The organism is Streptomyces sp. CA-288835, from assembly GCF_050936385.1.
In the GTDB taxonomy this organism is placed as follows: domain Bacteria; phylum Actinomycetota; class Actinomycetes; order Streptomycetales; family Streptomycetaceae; genus Streptomyces.
In genome coordinates this window covers 5,678,393-5,697,125 of the sequence record NZ_JBNJMW010000001.1, presented here as the reverse complement: position 1 = coordinate 5,697,125, position 18,733 = coordinate 5,678,393, and the positions used below count along the sequence as shown (strand labels likewise).

The window sequence follows — 18,733 nt, the reverse complement described above, 5'->3', positions numbered from 1 at the left end:
CGCGACCTCAGACCTCAGGATTCAAGACGCCGGCGGTCCTCCTCGTCCCACTTCCGGGTGTCGCGCGGCTGGACATACGGCTCCTTCCCGGCCGGGTGGCCGCCCGCGACCGCGCGCTGGCGGGACAGTTCCGCGTCGAACTCCAGGCCCAGCAGGATCGCCAGGTTCGTGATCCACAGCCACACCAGGAAAATGATCACGCCGGCGAGGGTGCCGTACGTCTTGTTGTACGAGCCGAAGTTGGCGACGTACAGCGCGAAACCCGCCGAAGCGATCAGCCAGAGCGCCAGCGCCAGGAAGCTCCCCGGTGTGATCCAGCGGAAGCCGCGGACCCTCGCGTTCGGGGTCGCCCAGTACAGGATCGCGATCATGATCGTGACCAGGACCACCAGCACCGGCCACTTCGCGATCGACCACACCGTCAGGGCCGTGTCACCGAGTCCCAGCGTGGCGCCGGCCTGCCGGGCGAGACCGCCGGTGAACACGACGATCAGCGCGCTGACCACGGCCATGATCATCAGCGCTACGGTGACCCCGACCCGTACCGGCAGGACCTTCCACACGGGACGGCCCTCGGGAACGTCGTACACCGCGTTCGCGCTCCTGATGAACGCGGCGACATAGCCGGAGGCCGACCACACCGCGAGCACCAGACCCACGATCGCCATGACGGAGCCGATCCCGGCGTTGCCCTGCAACTGCTGCACCGCGTTGCGCAGGACGTCCTGCGCGGCCCCCGGCGCGAGATTCTCGATGTTGTCCAGCACCTGCCGCGTCGCCGACTCTCCGGCGACCCCGATCACCGAGATCAACGCCAGCAGCGCCGGGAACAGCGCCAGGATTCCGTAGTACGTCAGCGCCGCCGCCCGGTCGGTCAGCTCGTCCTTCTTGAACTCCGTGAGGGTGCCTTTCACCACCGCCCACCAGGAGCGCTTGGGCAGATCCGTCGGAGTGTCCGGCGCCTGCCGCTCCACCTGCTCATCCGGCCCGGCGTCCGGCCCGGCCTCCGGGGCCCGTACGGTCCCGGCCTGCTGGTCGGCCGTACTGTGCCCGGCGTGCGTGCCGTGTCCGCCGTGCCTTCCATGCCGTCTCAGTGTCCGTACCATGCCGCACGGGTATCCGGCTGAGCGCCCACCCATTCGTGCCGCGTATGCCTACTTTTACGGCATTCGAGGGATAGCCGGGGAATCACGCAACCAGCGGCAGCCACCGGGCGACTTCAACGGGCAGACACACACCCGAGCAAGGGAGATCCGCGGTGACCGCATTCAGCGACACCCTCGCCCCGACCGAGGACGTCTGGCCCAGCTACGCCCCTATCTGCGACCCCGTCCGCGACCCCATCGGCAGCGGTGACCACTTGCTGCCGCCTCCCGATCCCGCTCAGCGTCTGGACTTCACCGTCCTCAGCGCCGCCGACCAGCGCCGGCTGGACCTGTACGCCGCGCTCACCGTCCGCGGTATCGCACCGCGCCCCGGCGACCGGTACGCCGTGGACGCCATCAGCTCCCTCGGCGACGCGGTCACCGATTCCGTCCTCCGCTGGATCACCCACCGTTCCTGAAGTGACTGGAAGGACCAGGCCGCGAGTGAGTCACCGCCGGCACCCCGCTCCTGGGTGAAGCCTGAGCCACCCTCCGCGCCGCGGGGCATGCATGGAGATCCCGGCCGGATTCGGCCGAGTCGGTGGACACGAAACACCCTGGAGGCGCGTGATGAACGTAAGAGCCGATCGAGCCGGCCCGAGAACCCACCAAGTGCCGGTCCTCATCGTCGGCGGTTCCCTCGTCGGCCTGTCGACCTCGCTCTTTCTCGGCCGGCTGGGCGTGCGGCACACGCTGGTGGAGCGTCATGCCGGTACGTCCATCCATCCCCGCGGCCGCGGCAACAACGTACGCACGATGGAGCTGTTCCGGGTGGCCGGTGTCGAGCCGGCCATCCGGAAGGCCGCGGAGACCCTCGCCGAGAACCACGGCATCCTGCAGACGCCCACCCTCGTCGGCGACGCGGGCGAGTGGCTGTTCAAGGAGATCGACCCGGGCGGCGGACTGGCCCGCTTCAGCCCGAGTTCCTGGTGTCTGTGCAGTCAGGACGACCTGGAGCCGGTCCTGCTCGAGCGGGCTACGGCTCTGGGCGGCGACCTGCGCTTCTCCACCGAACTGATGTCGTTCGACGCCGACTCCACCGGAGTCAGCGCGGTGGTCAAGAGCCGGCAGACGGGCGAACACACCACCATCCGCGCCGACTACCTCGTCGCCGCCGACGGCCCCCGCAGCCCCGTACGGGAACAGCTCGGCATCGGCCAGAGCGGCCCCGGCGACCTGTTCCACAACATCAGCGTGACCTTCCGCTCCCGTCGCCTCGCCGAGGTGGTGGGCGACCGCCGCTTCATCGTCTGCTACCTGACCAACCCGGACGCCGACGGGGCACTGCTGCCCGTGGACAACGGCGGCAACTGGGTCTTCCACGCCCCCTGGCACCCCGAACAGGGCGAAACCCTCGAGGAGTTCACCGACGAGCGCTGTGCCGACCACATCCGCCGCGCGGTCGGCGAGGCGGACCTCGACATCGAAATCACCGGCAAGGCGCCCTGGCACGCCGCCCAACGCGTGGCGCGCGGCTACCGGTCGGGACGCGTCTTCCTGGCCGGCGACTCGGCCCATGAGATGTCCCCGACCGGCGCCTTCGGCTCCAACACCGGGATCCAGGACGCGCACAACCTCGCCTGGAAGCTGGCCGCGGTGCTCGGCGGCTGGGCAGGGGAGGGGCTGTTGGAGACGTACGACATCGAACGGCGTCCGGTGGCGGAGGCGACCAGCGCCCGCGCCGCCGTCCGGTCGGCCGAGCACAGCCACCCCGGTTTCGCCCCGCCGCCCGGCGTCGGCGGCGGACCGCGGCAGGGCATCCTCAACGTCGTCCTCGGCCACCGTTACCCGCAGGGCGCCGTCGTCGGCGCCGATCCCGCGGCCCCGGTCGTCCCGGAGAAGCTCGACCTGACCGGAGAGCCCGGCAGCCGGGCGCCTCACCTGTGGGTACGGCACGAGGGCAGGCGCGTCTCCACCCTCGACCTGTACGAGCGGTCCCTGGTCCTGCTCAGCGATGCCGGCGCCAACGCCGAGGCCGACGAGGCGAGCGGCTGGCATCAGGCCGCCCTCCGCATCGCCGAGGACTCGCCGGTGCCGCTCGTCTCGTACCGGCTGGGCACCGGAGACGACTGCGAGCTGACGGTCGAGGACGGTGCGGATTGGGCGGAGCGCCATGGCACGACACGTACGGGCGCCGTGCTCGTACGGCCCGACGGGTTCGTCGCTTGGCGGTCGTCAGGTCCCGTACACGATGCGGAGTTGACGCTGCGCCAGGTGCTGACGACGGTCCTGGCACTGGGCTGAACGGTACCGGCGATCACCCGGCTGAGCGTCCCGAGTGGTGGGCGGCTGACAACTGACTGACGGTGGTTCACATCGGGGTCGGGTGACTCAGCTGACGCAGTGTCAGCTGCCCGGCCACGGCGGAAGGAACGTCAGATGCGCTCTGCTCGAATGATCCTGGCCACCGCGGCGGCTTCGGCCGTCCTGGCTCTTGGCGCTCCCGGCGCCTACGCGAGTGACTGGGACCCGTCCTCCAAGGGCGAGAACTCCTCCTCCTACGGCAAGGAGCACGACAAGCACGACAAGCACGGCAAGCACGACTGGCCGCACGGCGGTGTGAAGGCCGGTGGTGGCGCGCTGACCTCGGTCGGCGCGGACGACTGGAGCAAGGAGAACGGGGACAAGGGGTACGGCAAGGACGGGCACAGCAAGGACGGGTACGGCAAGGACTGGAAGGACAAGCACGACAAGCCGCACGGTGGCGTGCACACCGGTGGGGGCGGGCTTTCCGAGCCGTCGGTGACGGCGGGTGGGCTGGCCGTTCTGGGCGTTGCCGCCGCCGGGCTTTTTGCGGCTCGTCGCCGGAAGAGCGCCGAAGGTGTCGCCTGACGTCGGGCCATCTGACATAGCCAAGCGCTCCGCTGGAAGTGCGGTTCGAAGCTGCGGGTCCGTTGTGGCTGGTCGCGCAGTTCCCCGCGCCCCTAAAGGAAGGCCTTCGGCCTCCTTTAGGGGCGCGGTACCGCAACCAGCCTCCCCGAGCCCCCTCCCTTGCTGCCGCGTCCGAATGAGGTGGTCCCCGAATGGCAGCCCCCCCTTCCTCTTATCCGCCCCCTCCTCCTTATCCGCCCGCTCCTCCGCCCTATCCCCCCTCTGCCGACAGCGCCCCCTTCACCAACACCTCCCCCAGCGACGACCCGCCCCCGCCCCCGAGCCGGCTCCGTACCGCCCTGACCATGCTCTTCGCCGCGGTCTTCGTCGTCCTCGCGGCCACCCTGTACGAGGGCTTCAACTCGGCCTCCGAGACCCCGCAGCGCTCCCTTGTCCCGCCCACAGCCCAGCAAGCCCCGCCTGCCGCGCCCCAGGCGGAGACGCCCACGCCCCAGGCGCCTCCCCAGGCTGTGAAGCCGGAGAAGCAGCTGCCTCGCTCGCAGCCCACTCGGCTGCAGATCCCGAAGATCTTGGTCAACGCGCCGTTCACCGACCTCGGCCTCGACGCCAAGGGGCAGCTTGAAGCTCCGCCCGTCAACAACAACAACCTCGTCGGCTGGTACGCCGCGGGGGCCTCGCCCGGTGAGCTGGGTACGTCGATCATCGCGGGGCATGTCGACACCACCACCTCCGCGGCCGTGTTCGCGCGGCTGCGTGAGCTGAAGAAGGGGGATGTCTTCCACGTCGCGCGGGCTGATGGGCGTAAGGCGTCGTTCGTGGTCGACAGTGCGGAGACCTTCAAGAAGGACAAGTTCCCCAACGATCGGGTCTACGGCGACACGAACCGGGCCGAGGTACGGCTCATCACATGCGCGGGTATCTACGACCGTTCGGTCAAGGACTACCCGGAGAACCTGGTGATCTTCGGCCATCTCGTCTGAACCCCGGCATCCGAAGCCCCGGCCACCTCAGTGCAGTTGGGTGCCGGGGTTCCCTCATGGCCCATCACCCGCGTAGTCCATACGAGTCGCGCGCTCCCGCGGGCGGACACAGGATCGAGGCACGCCGATGTCGCAGCACCGCGGCCGACGTCCACCTCTGCCCGCGAAGGAGAAGTGAGCAGGATGACCACCACGTCCGCACCTGCTTCAGAACGGCTGACGCGCAAGGTCTCGCAGCGTGTCTCCCAGTCCGTGTTCGACGGCTCCCGGCTACGTGTCGTCCTGCTGGTGGACGTCCATGACGGAGCCCAGCAGCAGTTCCTGGAGGCGTACGAGCAGCTGTGCAACCAGGTCGCGTCCGTTCCCGGGCATGTCAGCGACCAGTTGTGCCAGTCGATCGAGAACCCCTCCCAGTGGCTGATCACGAGTGAGTGGGAGAGCGCCCCGCCGTTCCTCGCCTGGGTGAACAGCGAGGAGCACGTCCGGATGGTGGAGCCGCTGCACAGTTGTGTACGGGACACCAGGTCGCTGCGCTTCCATGTCGTACGCGAGACCGGGGGCCCGGCGGAAGCCACTCCCGCGAAGCGCCGGCTGCAGGCCTCGCCGCGGATCGGTGACGGGGTGATCCGGCACGCGCTCACCTTCACGGTGAAGCCGGGCAGTGAGGCGGCCGTCGCGAAGATCCTCGCCGACTACGCCTCGCCCGAGCCGCGGGTCGACGACACGACCAGGCTGTGCCGTACGTCGCTGTTCATGCACGGCAACCGGGTCGTGCGGGCCATCGAGGTGCGCGGCGACCTGCTCACCGCGCTGCGTCATGTCGCCCGGCAGCCCGAGGTACGGGCCGTGGAGGAGGCCATCAACCCCTACCTGGAGCAGGACCGGGATCTCGACGACCCCGAGTCCGCGCGGGTCTTCTTCACCCGGGCCGCGCTGCCCGCCGTACACCATGTGACGGCGGAACAGGAGAACCCGCGGGCCGAGCGGCATGCGCTGTACTACCCGGCGCGGCCCGGTCTCGGCATGCGGCTGGCGGAGGTTCTGGCGCGGCAGGACGAGGCGGCGGCGGGCAGTCCGTACAGCCCGATTCTGCGCAGCACGATCTTCCACCGCGGCGATGTGGTGGTCCGGCTGATCGATGTGCTCGGCGGGCTCGAGGCGGCCGACCCGGTGCTGGCCCTCGGCCTCCCGGACCCCGGCCCCGCGGCCGAGCTGACGACGCTCGTGGACAAGGCAGCCGACACGGACCTCAAGCGCCTCATCGGCCTGGCCCGGATGGACCTCGTCACCGACCGCCGCTCGCCCGAAGTCTGACTCGACCGAAGCCTGATCCGTCCACCACGCGGGTCGCGGCGACCACGGCCCTCAAGCCGACCGGCTCTCAGGTCGGCACAGCACACGATCGGAGCAACGTCGTGATCAAACCCCGTCCCAGAATCGTGGATCTCAGCGAGGTTGAGCCCAACACCCGGCGCGGCGGCGATCTCCGCGCCATGCTCACCCCCGCGACGGTCGGCTCCACCAGCGGTTTCATGGGCGTGGCCATCGTGCAGCCCGGCGACCGCATCGGTGAGCACTACCACCCGTACTCCGAGGAGTTCGTGTACGTCCTCTGCGGGGAGCTGGAGGTCGACCTGGACGGCGACCCGCTTCCGCTGCGGCCCGAGCAGGGGCTCATGATCCCCATTCGTATGCGGCACCGCTTCCGCAATGTCGGCAAGGTCGAGGCGCGCCTCGTCTTCCACCTCGGTCCGCTGGCGCCGAGCCCGCCGCTCGGTCACGTCGACACCGAGGGGACCGAGGCCGTCGCGGTCGCGTCGGAAGGGGCCGGCACGACCGGAGGCCGTACGGTCGACCGACGCAAGGTCGGTTCATGACCGGGCGCGTGGCGGTCACCGGCATAGGCGTCGTCGCCCCGGGCGGCATCGGTGTACCGGCGTTCTGGGATCTCCTGGCGGGCGGGCGTACCGCGACCCGGGGCATCACCTTCTTCGACCCGACAGGCCTGCGTTCGCGGATAGCCGCCGAATGCGACTTCGATCCGGCGGCCCACGGGCTGGACGCGGAGCAGATCGCGCGCTCGGACCGGTACGTACAGTTCTCCCTGGTCGCCGCCCAGGAGGCGATACGCGACGCCGGCCTGGACCTCGGCCAGGAGGACCCCTGGCGGGTCGGGGTCTCGCTCGGGACCGCGGTGGGCGGCACCACCCGTCTCGAGCACGACTACGTCCTGGTCAGCAATCGTGGAGAGCGCTGGGACGTGGACCACCGGGAGGCCGGCCCGCATCTGCACCGCGCGTTCTCGCCGAGCACACTCGCCTCGGCGGTCGCGGAGCGGTTCGGGGCGCACGGGCCGGTGCAGACCGTCTCCACCGGCTGCACCTCGGGCCTCGACGCGGTCGGCTACGCCTTCCACACCATCGGCGAGGGCCGGGCGGACATCTGCATAGCCGGCGCCTCGGACTCGCCGATCTCCCCGATCACCATGGCCTGCTTCGACGCCATCAAGGCCACGTCCGCGAACAACGACGACCCCGCCCACGCCTCCCGCCCCTTCGACGCCAACCGTGACGGGTTCGTCATGGGCGAGGGCAGCGCCGTACTCGTCCTGGAGAAGCTCGAACACGCCCTGGCCCGCGGCGCCCACATCTACTGCGAGCTCAGCGGCTACGCCACCTTCGGCAACGCCTACCACATGACCGGCCTGACCAAGGAGGGCCTGGAAATGGCCCGGGCGATCGAGTCCGCCCTCGGCCACGCGGGGCTCGCCGGCACGGCGATCGACTACGTCAACGCGCACGGCTCGGGCACCCAGCAGAACGACCGGCACGAGACCGCCGCGGTGAAACGAGCCCTCGGGCAGCACGCGTACGACATCCCGATGAGCTCCATCAAGTCCATGGTGGGCCACTCGCTCGGCGCGATCGGCGCGATAGAACTCGTCGCCTGCGTGCTGGCCCTGACCCACCAGGTGGTCCCGCCCACCGCGAACTACGAGACCCCGGACCCCGAGTGCGACCTGGACTACGTCCCGCGCGTCGCACGCGAACGGAGACTCAACAACGTGCTCTCCGTAGGCAGCGGGTTCGGCGGATTCCAGTCCGCGGTGATCCTGACCCGGCCAAGGGAGGCACGATGAGCGAACCGCAGCCACGGCGTGCGGCCGTCACCGGAATCGGTGTGATCGCGCCCAACGGACCCAGCACCGAGTCCTTCTGGAAGTCCACGCAGGAAGGCATCAGCGTCCTCGACCGGGTCACCCGCGAGGGCTGTGAGCACCTGCCGCTGCGGGTGGCGGGCGAGGTACGGGGCTTCGAGGCCTCGGAGGCGGTCGAGGAACGCCATCTCGTACAGACCGACCGGTTCACGCACTTCGCGCTGGCCGCGTCCGACCTCGCGCTGGACGACGCCCGCCTCGGCCAGGCCGACACCGGCGAATCGCCGTACTCCGTGGGCGTGGTCACCGCGGCGGGCTCCGGCGGCGGCGAGTTCGGGCAGCGCGAGCTGCAGCAACTGTGGGGGAAGGGCAGCCGGTATGTCGGCCCGTACCAGTCCATCGCCTGGTTCTACGCCGCCAGCACCGGCCAGATCTCCATCCGCCGCGGCTTCAAGGGCCCCTGCTCGGTCGTCGCCGCCGACGAGGCAGGCGGTCTGGACGCCCTCGCGCATGCGGCGCGGGCCGCGCGACGCGGCACCGACGTGATCGTGGCCGGTGCGACCGAGGCACCGCTGGCCCCCTACTCGGTGGTCTGCCAGCTCGGCTACCAGGAACTGAGCACGGCTCAGGACCCGGCGCACGCCTACCGCCCGTTCACCGCCGAGGCCTGCGGATTCGTGCCCGCCGAGGGTGGCGCCATGCTCGTGGTGGAGGACGAGCGTACGGCCCGGGAGCGGGGCGCGAGCGTACGGGCCACCGTCGCCGGACACGCCGCCACATTCACCGGCGCCTCCCGCTGGGCCGAGTCCCGGCAGGGGCTCGCCCGGGCCATCGGCGGCGCCCTGGAGGAGGCGGGCTGCGCCCCCGGGGAGATCGACGTGGTGTTCGCCGACGCCCTCGGCGTACCGGAGGCGGACCGTGCCGAGGCGCTGGCCATCGCCGACGCCCTCGGCGCGCACGGCGGACGCGTACCCGTGACCGCCCCCAAGACGGGTATCGGCCGCGGCTACTGCGCGGCGTCCGTGCTGGACACCGCGGCGGCCGTACTCGCGATGGAGCACGGCCTCATCCCGCCCACCCCCAACGTCTTCGACGTCTGCCATGACCTCGACCTCGTGACCGGCCGGGCCCGCGCCGCCGAGTTGCACACGGCGCTGATCCTCAGCCGGGGCCTCATGGGGTCGAACTCGGCGCTCGTACTGCGGCGTGGCACCCCGTAGACGAACGACCAGAAAGATCGAGTCTCGACACCGGCTCCAGCCCTCCGTAGGCGAACGACCCAACAAAGAAGGAGATGAAACGGCATGAGTGATCACATCACCGTGGAAGAGCTGTCCGAACTCATGAAGAAGGCGGCCGGAGTCACCGTCGCCCCCGGCGAACTGCAGGAGCGCAGCGACTCCGGCTTCGACGCCCTCGGCATCGACTCGCTCGGTCTGCTCGGCGTCGTGGGCGAGTTGGAGAAGCGGTACGGCACCCCGCTGCCTCCCGACGCGGAGCGCTGCAAGACCCCGCGGCAGTTCCTCGACCTCGTCAACGGTGCCCTCGTGGCGGGAGCGTGACATGACCGGACACACGGAGAACGACATCGTCATCGCCGCCCCGCTGGACCTGGTCTGGGACATGACCAACGACGTGGCGAACTGGCCTCAGCTGTTCAGCGAGTACGCCTCCGTCGAGATCCTCTCCCAGGAGGGGAACAAGACCACGTTCCGGCTGACCATGAAGCCCGACGAGAACGGCACCGTCTGGAGCTGGGTCTCGGAGCGCGAGACGGACCGCGACGCGCGCAGCGTGCGCGCCCGCCGCGTCGAGACCGGCCCCTTCGCGTACATGAACATCCGCTGGCAGTACGAGAAGGTGCCGGAGGGCACCCGGATGGTGTGGACGCAGGACTTCGCGATGAAGCCGGACGCCCCGGTCGACGACGCCTGGATGACGGACAACATCAACAAGAACTCCAAGGTCCAGATGGCCCTGATCCGGGACCGCATCGAACAGGCCGCCACTCAGCGCCGCCGCGAGCCGTCCCTCACCGACTGACCCGGACGGAGAACAGGTCGATGCCCCAGTCCAAGCCCAAGCCCAAGTCCAAGTCCATGCACCAGAGCCTGATCGTCGCCCGGATGACGCCAGGCTCTGCCCCCGACATCGCCAAGATCTTCAAGGAGTCCGACCGGGGCGAACTGCCGCACCTAGTGGGAGTCGCCCGCCGCAGCCTTTTCCAGTTCGGCGAGGTGTACCTGCACCTCATCGAGTCCGAACAGGACCCCGGCCCAGCCATCGCCAAGATGGCCGGACACCCTGAGTTCCGGGACATCAGCGAGCGTCTGTCGGCATACGTCACCGCGTACGACCCCGCGACCTGGCGCTCCCCGAAGGACGCGATGGCCCACTGCTTCTACCGCTGGGAGCGTGACCCCACCGCCTGAACCGCACAACACCGAACGGCCGCCGGGCCCGCGACAGTCAGTAAGTCGCGGGCCCGGCGGCCGTCGGTCAGTGAAACCGCGTGCTCAGCCGGGCACGGTGCAGTCGAACGCATGCAGATACGGATTGACCGGCCGTACGTCCTCGATGACCAGCCCCGCATCGGTCAACCGCCGGGTCATGCTCTCGGTGGTGTGCTTGGCCCCGCCGACGTTGAGCAGCAGCAGCAGGTCCATGGCGGTGCTGAACCGCATGGACGGCGTGTCGTCGACGAGGTTCTCGATGACCACGACCCGCGCCCCCGGCCCGCCCGCCTCGATGACGTTGCGCAGGGTCCGGGCAGTGCTGTCGTCGTCCCACTCCAGGATGTTCTTGATGATGTACGCGTCTGCCCTGACCGGAACGGCCACCCGGCAGTCCCCGGCCACGATGCGCATCCGGTCCCCGAACTCGCCGCCCACACGAAGCCGTGGATCGGCGTTGTCCACCACGCGCGGCAGATCGAGCAGTGCGCCGTGCATCGAGGGGTACTTCTCCAGCAGGCTCGCCACCACATGCCCCTGACCGCCACCGATGTCGGCCACCGATGAACTCCCCGATAGATCAAGGAAGTTGGCGACGTCCCGCGCGGACTGCACGCTGGAGGTCGTCATGGCCCGGTTGAAGACGTCGGCCGATTCCGGGGCGTCCTCGTTGAGGTAGGTGAAGAACTCTTTGCCGTACAGCTCCTCGACGACGTTGCGGCCGGTGCGTACCGCCTCGTCGAGCCTGGGCCACGCGTCCCAGGTCCATGGCTCCGTACACCACAGCGAGATGTTGCGCAGGCTGTGTGGGTCGTCCTCGCGCAGCAGCCGGGACATGTCGGTGTGCTCGAACGTCCCGTCCGGCCGCTCGGCGAAGACGCCGTAGCAGGACAGGGCCCTGAGCAGCCGTCGCAGCGGCCCCGGTTCGGCCTTCACCGCGCCCGCGAGATCTTCCACACTCGCGGGAGCGTCACCGAGAGCGTCGGCGACGCCAAGCCGGACGGCGGCGCGGAGGGCGGCGGCACATGCCGCTCCGAACACGAGCTCCCTCAGCCTCATGGGCGGCGGTGGGGCGGTCTGTGCGGTCGTCATGTGCCGCGTTCCTTCCTTCACTTCTCTTGATCCTCGGGTGGATACGGCCGGCCGGTCAGCACAGTCCCGCGGGCCTGGAGGCCACGCAGGAGTTGCCTTCGAAGGTGTTGCCCTTGCCGGCGGTGTCCGTGTTGACGATGTCGGCCGGGGCGTTGCCCTCCAGCCAGTTGCCGCTGATCCGGTTCCGCTCGCTGGTGACGCCCACCATGCTCTTGAACAGGACGATGCCGCCCGACAACGGCGAGGTGCCGACGTTCTCCGAGATCTCGTTCCCGCTCACGAGCGTCTGCTCGGCGCCGGTCAGGACGATGCCGGAGCCCTGCAGGAAGGGCAGCCGTTCGGTCTTCGGGCAGTACGCGTTGTTCCGCGAGATGTGGTTGTCGCGTACGGCCAGGTCGCCGGCCCTCGGCTTGTTCTCGTCGCCGACGACGAAGACTCCGGCGCAGTTGCCGGTGACGTGGTTGCCCACGACGCCGAGGTTGCGCAGGCGGCGGACGGTGACGCCGATGCGGTTGTCCTCCAGCCGGTTGTGCTCCACCACCGTTTCCCGGCTGTCCGCGGCGCCCTTCTCGGCCGTGACCGTGTTGGCGAGGAACAGGCCCGCGTCACCGTTGTCCCGGGCGGTGTTCCAGCGGAACACACCGCGTACGGAAGTCTCCTGGGCGATGCCCCACACCCCGTTGTTCTCCGCGGTCACGTTGCGCACGGTCAGGTGGTCCGTTCGCGCGCTGTACACGCCGTTCTTGGCGAAGCCGGCCACCTTCAGCGAGGCGATGGTGACGTCCTCGACCCTGCGGGTCTTCGTCCCCACCACACAGATGCCGTTGCCGTTCGCGGCACAGCTGTTGGCGGCCTTCTTCGCGCTGGGCTTCGCGCCGGGCCTGATCACGACGCCATGCTCCAGGCCGCGCAGCGTGAGCCCGGGTGTGCTCACGTTGACGCTCTCGCGGTAGGTGCCGCGTCTCAGCAGAACGGTGTCTCCCGGTTCGGCGGCGTCCACCGCCTTCTGGATCGACTGTCCCGGGTGGACCACGTGGACCGCATGGGAGGCGGCCGGCGGGGCGGCCCCGAGCCCCGTCCCGATGACCGCTGCTGCGCACGCCAGGTAGGCGATATTACGTTTCGTCATATTCCGCACTTTATGCACCAGTTGCGGCAGCGCAGTCCGGATGCGCCATCCGGCGGCGTGTCCCGTACGGCAGCGGGGTGGACAGCGACATCACCGGCGCCCCTGGATCACCAGTGGCCTGGATCACACGTACCGGATTGAGTGGCCCACCCGGTGGTTGTCCGTATTGGGCTGTGACGGCCCAGTTGCCGGTGCAAGGATGAAGCCGCCATGAGTGCTGGACGGAGTGTTCGTACGCTGAGGGCCGCGATGTTCGCGGTCGTCTGCGTGCTGTTCGCTGTCCAGGGGCATGTGATGACCTCCGGTGTCGCCGTGCCCGGCTGGGCGCTGGCCGCCGGAGCCGTGGCCGCCGGCGGCATGGCCTGGGGTCTGGCCGGCCGGGAACGCGGACTGTTCGTGGTCGGTTCCCTCGCGGTCGCCACCCAGGTGGTCCTGCACGGGGTGTTCTCGCTCGCCCAGGCGGTCGTACGGCCCGATTCGGCGTCGTTCGCCGAGAGTTGGATGCGCCATCTGCTGTGCACGCCGCCGGAGAGCGGCACGCACTCCCATGAGGCTTCGGCGGGCGCGCACTCCATGAGCCACGACATGGCGGGCATGACGTCCTCCATGGACGCGTCCACGGCCCACGCGGGTCATCTGATGGACGGCATGTCCACCACGAGCATGCTCGCCGCGCACCTGGCCGCCGCCCTGCTGGGCGCACTGTGGCTCGCCCACGGTGAGCGCGCCGCCTTCCGTATCCTGCGGGTTTTCGCCGGGTGGCTCGTCGCACCGCTGCGGCTGCCGCTCCGGCTGCCCGCGCCGCCGTACCGCCCGCGCGTCCGTGCCCGCCGGGGCCGTACGGCTGACGCGCTGCGGCAGCTCCTCCTCGTATACGCGATCACTTCTCGGGGTCCGCCCGCCGGTCCCGCTGTCGCCTGACGACAGCCGGAGCCACCCACAGTCACCGGAACCGCCGAGCCCTGTGCTGCGGCCTGGTTCCCGGACCCCGAGAAGGACACCCGTGTTCACTCCTGCTCTGCACAGCACACGCAGCGCCGACGGCCCGCACGACGAGTCGATAACGTCCTGGGCGCTCGCCGCCCGTGGCGGTGACCTGGACGCCGTCGAGAAGTTCGTGCGCGCCCTCCACCGGGACGTCATCCGTTACGTGACGTACCTCGGCGCCGACCCGCAAGCCGCCGACGACCTGACCCAGGACACCTTCCTGCGGGCTCTCGGCAGCCTGCACCGTTTCGAAGGCCGTTCCTCGGCGCGGAGTTGGCTGCTGGCCATCGCGCGCCGCGCGGTCGTCGACAACCTCCGGTACGCCTCCGCCCGACCCCGCCTGTCGGACCGGGACAACTGGCAGTCGGCCGCCGAACACGCCCAGCCGCGCGGCCTGCCCGGCTTCGACGACGGCATCGCCCTCGCGGAACTCATGGCCGCACTGCCCGACGACCGCCGCGAGGCCTTCGTACTGACCCAGATGCTGGGCCTTTCCTACGAGGAGGCGGCACGGTTCAGCGGCTGCCCGGTCGGCACGGTGCGCTCACGCGTGGCCCGCGCCCGCAGCTCACTGATCGAGTCACTGTACGAGGCCGAAGGCCACGCGCCGCTGGCCGCGGTGGCCGCCTGATATTCCGTACGGCCCCTGTGCGGCCGTACGTCGCTGCCGCCGCCTGGCCTCATGGGCTGGGCGGCGGCGCCCCCGAGACCCGAACCAATCCCCCTACACCACCGCTACTAGGAGCCCCAGTGCAGTACGCGAGCCGTGCCCTCCCCCTCCCCCTTCCCCGCAGCCTGCGCCGAGTTGGCACTCTCGGCGGCCTCACGGCAGCCGCGTTCGCGGTCGCCGTCGTCACCGCGGGGCCGGCCGCCGCCCATGCGCACGTCGAGGCGGAGGGCGCCCGGGCCCTCGACCAGAACGTTCCGCTGACCTTTTCCGCCGCGTCGGAGTCCGGCACGGCCGGCATCAGCAAGCTGGAGGTGATCCTGCCGAAGGGCATCGCGCCCGGCGACGTCACCTACAAGAAGGGCCCGACCGGCTGGAAACTCACCGCCACCGACCGGGGTTACACCGTCTCCGGGCCGAAGCTGGCCGTCGGGGAGGACGCCGAATACGTCGTCAACGTACGGCAGTTGCCGGACGCCAAGTCGCTGGTCTTCAAGACGGTGCAGAGCTACAGCGACGGCAAGGTGGACCGCTGGATCGAACTCGAGGAAGAAGAGAGCTCGGACGGTCACGGCCACGGTCACCCCGCGCCCCGCCTGGACCTGAAGCCCGCCGCCCCCGGTGCCAAGCCCGTGAGCCCGAGCCCCTCGGAGGAGCCCACACCCTCGGCCCCCTCGTCCGACGCAGCCGCGGGCGAACCGAAGACCGGCACGTCGACCCCGGCGGCGGAGCCCGCGGCGAACAACGCGGAGGGCGACGACGGCATGCCCGTCGCCGTACCGGTCGGCATCGCCGCGTCCGTGCTCGTGCTCGGCGGCGGGGCGTGGTGGCTGCGCAGCCGGCGCGGCGAATCGGCCTGAGGCCGAGTGCGCTCGCCCGCGCCCTTGAAGGAAGCCTGCGGGTCCGTTGTGGCTGGTCGCGCCCGCGCGGCGGAGCCGCAAATGGACACAGCCCCGCGCCCCTTTAAACGAGGCCTGCGGCCTCTTTAAAGGGGCGCGGGGAACGCCTCAGCTACTCGGCGCCCCCGTCAGCACCTCCACCCGCCCCGAGTCCAGCGAGTAGTAAGCACTGACGACCGCCAGCTCGCCCTTCTCCACCAGCGGCCCCAGATCCCTGTTGGACCGCAGGTCGGCCGAGGTCTGCTTGATGTGCACCCGAGTCATGGCGTCGACCGGATCCGCGTGCTTCTCCTTGGCGATCACCTCGTACGCGGGGCGCAGAGCTTCGGCGATCGACTGGAGGTTGCCGGGGAGCGGCTTGTTGTCCTTCAGGGCCTTGTGCGCCGCCTTGACCGCGCCGCAGCGCTGGTGACCGAGTACGACGATGAGCGGGGTGCCGGAGGTCATGGGGCCGTACTCGACGGAACCGGTGACCACGTCGCCGACCACCTGGCCGCCCGTACGCATCACGAACAGGTCCCCCAGCCCGGTGTCGAACAGCAGCTCCGGCGGCACCCTGGAGTCGATGCAGGAGAGGACCACGCCGAACGGGTCCTGCTCCTCGGCGACGAACTCACGCCGACGGGGATCCCGGTCCGGGTGCCGAAGCTGCCCGTCCACCCAGCGCTCGTTGCCCTCCATGAGCCTCGCGAACGCCGCCCAGGGCGAGTCCGGCCGCTCGCCCGCAGCCGGTGGCCGCGTGGCGGGACTCTTCTTCGCCGCCCCCGCGGCCGCAGCCTGGCCCGCCGCCCCGCCGCCGTCCGTCTTCGACGAACAGCCGGTGAGGAAGGCCGCGGCGGCCGCCGCCAGTCCTCCGGTGAGAATGGCCCTGCGCTCTGGTCGCACAGCACTACGCATGTGTCTTGCCCCTTCCAGTGTGGTGCGGGAAGGCCACTCTGGCGGGCTGTCGATCAGCGTCCGCACCGCTCTGAAGCAGGGCGAAAGAAGGGCTCGGCCAACGCACCCGGCGTCACATCGGGTGACGCCGGGTAACCCAGGCCGAGCAGGGCCGAACCAGGCCGATGATCGTCACTCGTACGGGCGGTGCGGCTCGACGCCGACAAGAACTCGACGCCAACTCGACGCAGCCTCAGACGAGCAGGTCGTCCACGCGTGCTTCGCCGTCGCGGTACCGGCGCGCGATCTCCGCGCCGCAGTCGTCGGCCGTCCGCTGCAACTGGCGGCGCCGGCGCGAGACTTGCTGCTCGTACCGGACGAGGCGGCCCATCGCGGTGTTCAGCTCCAGATCCGTACGGGCCTCGAGGTCGGACAGCCCCACCTCCGCGAGCATGTCCGCGGCCTGCCGCCGGTACTCCTCGCCGTGCGGCGTGCCGAGCGTGACATGCCGGGCCGACGAACGCTGCCGTGCGGGCATGTCCGTAAGGATCTCCGACAACCGCGCCACAACAGATGAGACAGAAGAGACGGATGAGCCGACCGCCTCCCCCTCGGCAGCCGTTGCCGCGGCGGACGACCCGGCGTCCCGGGCAGGCTCGGCCCGTCGCCCCAGTTCCGCGCGCAGGATGTCGATCCGCCCCTGGACGAGCCGCCGCACGTAGCTGAGATCCGCCTCGTCCCGCTGCGCGCCCCGCCGCATGGTCCGCAGTTCGGGCAGCCCCAGCCCGCACAGATCGCGTTCGACCGGCGGGCTGTCGGTCCGCTGCGCGGGCGGTCGTACCCCCGCGATGGCCCCCGTGACCGCAGGTGGTGACTGCCCCATACCCGATGTGCTCATGGTGCTCATATGCCTCAACCGTCCCCTCGACCGGCGTGTGGATGCATCGTGCCAGCTCCGCAGGCTGCTATGAGCCGGAGTGCATCCGATACGCCCCAGATGGAGGCTTAAGGAGTGATAAACAGACCTCAGAGAACCCCCTACGGAGGTCAAGCCGACGCACGGCATGATGGTCCGTATGCGTGCGGTGGTACAGAGGGTTGACGGCGCGAGTGTGGTCGTTGACGGCGAGACGGTCGGAGAGATCAACGGCGAGGGGCTGTGCGTCCTGGTGGGCGTCACCCACGAGGACACCAAGGAGAAAGCGGCCCAACTGGCCCGAAAACTCTGGTCGATCCGGATGCTGGACGACGAGAAGTCGTGCAGCGACATCGACGCGCCGCTGCTCGTCATCAGCCAGTTCACGCTTTACGGCGACGCCCGCAAGGGCCGCCGCCCCACTTGGAACGCTGCCGCCCCCGGCGATATCGCCGAGCCCCTCGTGGACGAGGTCGTCGCCCAGCTCCGTGCCCTCGGCGCGACGGTGGCGACGGGCCGCTTCGGCGCCAAGATGCGCGTATCGCTGACGAACGACGGCCCGTTCACGGTCCTGCTCGAGATGTGAACCCCGCGAAAGATCCCGGGCCCTACACCTCGACGACGGCCTCCTGCGAGGCAGCCGTCGAGTCCGCCATCAACGGTGCGTCGACCGGCACGTTGCGCTTCACCAGCGCCAGGGCGATCGGACCGAGCTCGTGATGGCGTACGGACGTCGTGATGAAACCGATCTTGCGCCCCTCCGGGCCCTCCTCCGCGAGCCGGATCTCGGTCCCGTGCGGCGGCAGATGCACCTCGCTGCCGTCCAGGTGGAGGAAGACCAGCCGACGCGGCGGCTTGCCCAGGTTCTGCACACGGGCAACGGTCTCCTGTCCCCGGTAGCAGCCCTTCTGCAGATGCACAGCCGTACCGATCCAGCCCAGCTCGTGCGGAATGGTCCGGTGGTCGGTCTCGAACCCGAGCCGCGGCCGATGCTGCTCGACGCGCAGCGCCTCGTACGCCAGGATCCCGGCGACGGGCCCGCTCGTCGCCGCGTACGACTCCAGATCGCCGCGCGGCAGGAACAGATCACGCCCGTACGACATCTCCCGTACGACGACACCGTCCGGCACCTCGGCGATGGAACCGGCCGGCAGATGCACGACCGCGAACTCGCTTGTCCGGTCCGCGACTTCGACCCGGTAGAAGAACTTCATCGACTCCAGGTACGCGATCAGCGCCTCCTGCGTACCCGGCTCCACATGCGCCCACGTGGTCGTCCCGTCGTCGACGAGATACAGCGCGTGCTCGATATGGCCGTTCGCGGAGAGGATCAGCGCCTCGGTGGCGTGGCCGGGCGGGAGGTCGGAGACGTGCTGGGTGAGCAGCAGGTGCAGCCAGCTGAGCCGGTCCTCGCCGGTGACGGTGATGACGCCGCGGTGCGAGAGGTCGACGAGACCCCTGCCGTCGGCGAGGGCACGCTGTTCGCGGAACAGGTCGCCGTAGTGCGCGGCGACGCCTTCGTCCACGCCCTCGGCGGACACGGCACCGGGCAGGGACAGCAAGGGGCTCTTCATGGGCATACACCCTACGACCGAGTAGT

General features: G+C 70.0%; 21 protein-coding genes. 15 read left to right on the top strand and 6 right to left on the bottom strand.

From position 1 onward, the window contains the following. Window positions 1-14 precede the first annotated feature (14 nt). Window positions 15-1,106: a YihY/virulence factor BrkB family protein gene (locus tag ACQEVY_RS25940; RefSeq protein ID WP_432951848.1), complete on the bottom strand. Its 1,092-nt coding sequence runs from the start codon at window positions 1,104-1,106 to the stop codon at window positions 15-17. Between the two features lie 152 nt (window positions 1,107-1,258). Between ACQEVY_RS25940 and ACQEVY_RS25935 the strand changes: the two genes are divergently transcribed. The 11 genes from ACQEVY_RS25935 to ACQEVY_RS25885 all read left to right on the top strand — a co-directional run bounded on the left by ACQEVY_RS25935 (window position 1,259) and on the right by ACQEVY_RS25885 (window position 10,546). After that, the gene (locus ACQEVY_RS25935; RefSeq protein WP_432951847.1) at window positions 1,259-1,564 is read left to right on the top strand and encodes a hypothetical protein; all 306 of its coding nucleotides are present in this window, start codon (window positions 1,259-1,261) and stop codon (window positions 1,562-1,564) included. Between the two features lie 151 nt (window positions 1,565-1,715). Further along, the gene (locus ACQEVY_RS25930; RefSeq protein ID WP_432951846.1) at window positions 1,716-3,389 is read left to right on the top strand and encodes an FAD-dependent oxidoreductase; all 1,674 of its coding nucleotides are present in this window, start codon (window positions 1,716-1,718) and stop codon (window positions 3,387-3,389) included. A gap of 135 nt (window positions 3,390-3,524) precedes the next feature. Next, window positions 3,525-3,977 (top strand): hypothetical protein, encoded by a 453-nt coding sequence (locus ACQEVY_RS25925; protein ID WP_432951845.1) that lies wholly within the window; start codon window positions 3,525-3,527, stop codon window positions 3,975-3,977. 344 nt (window positions 3,978-4,321) lie between these two features. Further along, entirely contained in the window at window positions 4,322-4,957 is a 636-nt protein-coding gene (locus tag ACQEVY_RS25920) for a class F sortase (protein ID WP_432951844.1), read from the top strand. Between the two features lie 183 nt (window positions 4,958-5,140). Next, the gene (locus ACQEVY_RS25915; protein WP_432951843.1) at window positions 5,141-6,271 is read left to right on the top strand and encodes a SchA/CurD-like domain-containing protein; all 1,131 of its coding nucleotides are present in this window, start codon (window positions 5,141-5,143) and stop codon (window positions 6,269-6,271) included. A 101-nt stretch (window positions 6,272-6,372) separates the two neighbouring features. After that, complete coding sequence (locus tag ACQEVY_RS25910) at window positions 6,373-6,834, top strand: cupin domain-containing protein (protein WP_432951842.1); 462 nt, start codon at window positions 6,373-6,375, stop codon at window positions 6,832-6,834. Continuing rightward, on the top strand, window positions 6,831-8,096 hold the full coding sequence (locus ACQEVY_RS25905; RefSeq protein WP_432951841.1) for a beta-ketoacyl-[acyl-carrier-protein] synthase family protein: 1,266 nt from the start codon (window positions 6,831-6,833) through the stop codon (window positions 8,094-8,096). The genes ACQEVY_RS25910 and ACQEVY_RS25905 overlap by 4 nt, the downstream gene beginning before the upstream one ends. Continuing rightward, window positions 8,093-9,334: a ketosynthase chain-length factor gene (locus ACQEVY_RS25900; protein ID WP_432951840.1), complete on the top strand. Its 1,242-nt coding sequence runs from the start codon at window positions 8,093-8,095 to the stop codon at window positions 9,332-9,334. Before ACQEVY_RS25905 ends, ACQEVY_RS25900 begins: the two co-directional genes overlap by 4 nt. Before the next feature lie 84 nt (window positions 9,335-9,418). Then, on the top strand, window positions 9,419-9,676 hold the full coding sequence (locus ACQEVY_RS25895; protein WP_432951839.1) for an acyl carrier protein: 258 nt from the start codon (window positions 9,419-9,421) through the stop codon (window positions 9,674-9,676). A 1-nt stretch (window position 9,677) separates the two neighbouring features. Beyond that, on the top strand, window positions 9,678-10,157 hold the full coding sequence (locus ACQEVY_RS25890) for an SRPBCC family protein (protein ID WP_432951838.1): 480 nt from the start codon (window positions 9,678-9,680) through the stop codon (window positions 10,155-10,157). Window positions 10,158-10,213: 56 nt separating this feature from the next. Continuing rightward, window positions 10,214-10,546 (top strand): TcmI family type II polyketide cyclase, encoded by a 333-nt coding sequence (locus ACQEVY_RS25885; RefSeq protein ID WP_328774218.1) that lies wholly within the window; start codon window positions 10,214-10,216, stop codon window positions 10,544-10,546. An 84-nt stretch (window positions 10,547-10,630) separates the two neighbouring features. On the opposite strand, the gene ACQEVY_RS25880 is transcribed toward ACQEVY_RS25885, so the two are convergent. Together ACQEVY_RS25880 and ACQEVY_RS25875 are read right to left on the bottom strand one after the other, a co-directional pair. Next, on the bottom strand, window positions 10,631-11,659 hold the full coding sequence (locus ACQEVY_RS25880) for a methyltransferase (protein WP_432951837.1): 1,029 nt from the start codon (window positions 11,657-11,659) through the stop codon (window positions 10,631-10,633). A 55-nt stretch (window positions 11,660-11,714) separates the two neighbouring features. Continuing rightward, complete coding sequence (locus ACQEVY_RS25875; RefSeq protein ID WP_432951836.1) at window positions 11,715-12,788, bottom strand: right-handed parallel beta-helix repeat-containing protein; 1,074 nt, start codon at window positions 12,786-12,788, stop codon at window positions 11,715-11,717. 210 nt (window positions 12,789-12,998) lie between these two features. Here ACQEVY_RS25875 and ACQEVY_RS25870 point away from each other — a divergent pair, with 210 nt between their 5' ends. From ACQEVY_RS25870 to ACQEVY_RS25860, 3 genes are all read left to right on the top strand, one after another. Then, window positions 12,999-13,709, top strand: coding sequence for a hypothetical protein (locus ACQEVY_RS25870; protein ID WP_432951835.1), 711 nt, complete (start codon window positions 12,999-13,001; stop codon window positions 13,707-13,709). Window positions 13,710-13,791: 82 nt separating this feature from the next. Continuing rightward, entirely contained in the window at window positions 13,792-14,406 is a 615-nt protein-coding gene (locus ACQEVY_RS25865) for a sigma-70 family RNA polymerase sigma factor (RefSeq protein WP_432951834.1), read from the top strand. A 164-nt stretch (window positions 14,407-14,570) separates the two neighbouring features. Then, window positions 14,571-15,302, top strand: coding sequence for a DUF1775 domain-containing protein (locus ACQEVY_RS25860; RefSeq protein WP_432955394.1), 732 nt, complete (start codon window positions 14,571-14,573; stop codon window positions 15,300-15,302). A gap of 147 nt (window positions 15,303-15,449) precedes the next feature. On the opposite strand, the gene ACQEVY_RS25855 is transcribed toward ACQEVY_RS25860, so the two are convergent. Together ACQEVY_RS25855 and ACQEVY_RS25850 are read right to left on the bottom strand one after the other, a co-directional pair. Then, window positions 15,450-16,238: a carbonic anhydrase gene (locus tag ACQEVY_RS25855; RefSeq protein WP_432951833.1), complete on the bottom strand. Its 789-nt coding sequence runs from the start codon at window positions 16,236-16,238 to the stop codon at window positions 15,450-15,452. 232 nt (window positions 16,239-16,470) lie between these two features. Next, window positions 16,471-17,115, bottom strand: coding sequence for an RsiG family protein (locus ACQEVY_RS25850; RefSeq protein WP_432955392.1), 645 nt, complete (start codon window positions 17,113-17,115; stop codon window positions 16,471-16,473). 178 nt (window positions 17,116-17,293) lie between these two features. Between ACQEVY_RS25850 and dtd the strand changes: the two genes are divergently transcribed. Next, window positions 17,294-17,719, top strand: coding sequence for a D-aminoacyl-tRNA deacylase (gene dtd / locus ACQEVY_RS25845; RefSeq protein WP_432951832.1), 426 nt, complete (start codon window positions 17,294-17,296; stop codon window positions 17,717-17,719). Window positions 17,720-17,741: 22 nt separating this feature from the next. Here the strand turns inward: dtd and ACQEVY_RS25840 are convergent, their stop codons facing one another. Beyond that, on the bottom strand, window positions 17,742-18,707 hold the full coding sequence (locus ACQEVY_RS25840) for a YgfZ/GcvT domain-containing protein (RefSeq protein WP_432951831.1): 966 nt from the start codon (window positions 18,705-18,707) through the stop codon (window positions 17,742-17,744). Window positions 18,708-18,733: the final 26 nt, after the last annotated feature.

What these genes read in the sequence shown, in the direction of transcription:
- ACQEVY_RS25940 (WP_432951848.1), bottom strand. Translation starts at nt 1,106, where the DNA reads ATGGTACGGACACTGAGACGGCATGGAAGGCACGGCGGACACGGCACG.
- ACQEVY_RS25930 (WP_432951846.1), top strand. Translation starts at nt 1,716, where the DNA reads ATGAACGTAAGAGCCGATCGAGCCGGCCCGAGAACCCACCAAGTGCCG.
- ACQEVY_RS25925 (WP_432951845.1), top strand. Translation starts at nt 3,525, where the DNA reads ATGCGCTCTGCTCGAATGATCCTGGCCACCGCGGCGGCTTCGGCCGTC.
- ACQEVY_RS25920 (WP_432951844.1), top strand. Translation starts at nt 4,322, where the DNA reads ATGCTCTTCGCCGCGGTCTTCGTCGTCCTCGCGGCCACCCTGTACGAG.
- ACQEVY_RS25915 (WP_432951843.1), top strand. Translation starts at nt 5,141, where the DNA reads ATGACCACCACGTCCGCACCTGCTTCAGAACGGCTGACGCGCAAGGTC.
- ACQEVY_RS25905 (WP_432951841.1), top strand. Translation starts at nt 6,831, where the DNA reads ATGACCGGGCGCGTGGCGGTCACCGGCATAGGCGTCGTCGCCCCGGGC.
- ACQEVY_RS25900 (WP_432951840.1), top strand. Translation starts at nt 8,093, where the DNA reads ATGAGCGAACCGCAGCCACGGCGTGCGGCCGTCACCGGAATCGGTGTG.
- ACQEVY_RS25895 (WP_432951839.1), top strand. Translation starts at nt 9,419, where the DNA reads ATGAGTGATCACATCACCGTGGAAGAGCTGTCCGAACTCATGAAGAAG.
- ACQEVY_RS25890 (WP_432951838.1), top strand. Translation starts at nt 9,678, where the DNA reads ATGACCGGACACACGGAGAACGACATCGTCATCGCCGCCCCGCTGGAC.
- ACQEVY_RS25885 (WP_328774218.1), top strand. Translation starts at nt 10,214, where the DNA reads ATGCACCAGAGCCTGATCGTCGCCCGGATGACGCCAGGCTCTGCCCCC.
- ACQEVY_RS25880 (WP_432951837.1), bottom strand. Translation starts at nt 11,659, where the DNA reads ATGACGACCGCACAGACCGCCCCACCGCCGCCCATGAGGCTGAGGGAG.
- ACQEVY_RS25875 (WP_432951836.1), bottom strand. Translation starts at nt 12,788, where the DNA reads ATGACGAAACGTAATATCGCCTACCTGGCGTGCGCAGCAGCGGTCATC.
- ACQEVY_RS25870 (WP_432951835.1), top strand. Translation starts at nt 12,999, where the DNA reads ATGAGTGCTGGACGGAGTGTTCGTACGCTGAGGGCCGCGATGTTCGCG.
- ACQEVY_RS25855 (WP_432951833.1), bottom strand. Translation starts at nt 16,238, where the DNA reads ATGCGTAGTGCTGTGCGACCAGAGCGCAGGGCCATTCTCACCGGAGGA.
- ACQEVY_RS25850 (WP_432955392.1), bottom strand. Translation starts at nt 17,115, where the DNA reads ATGAGCACATCGGGTATGGGGCAGTCACCACCTGCGGTCACGGGGGCC.
- dtd (WP_432951832.1), top strand. Translation starts at nt 17,294, where the DNA reads ATGCGTGCGGTGGTACAGAGGGTTGACGGCGCGAGTGTGGTCGTTGAC.
- ACQEVY_RS25840 (WP_432951831.1), bottom strand. Translation starts at nt 18,707, where the DNA reads ATGAAGAGCCCCTTGCTGTCCCTGCCCGGTGCCGTGTCCGCCGAGGGC.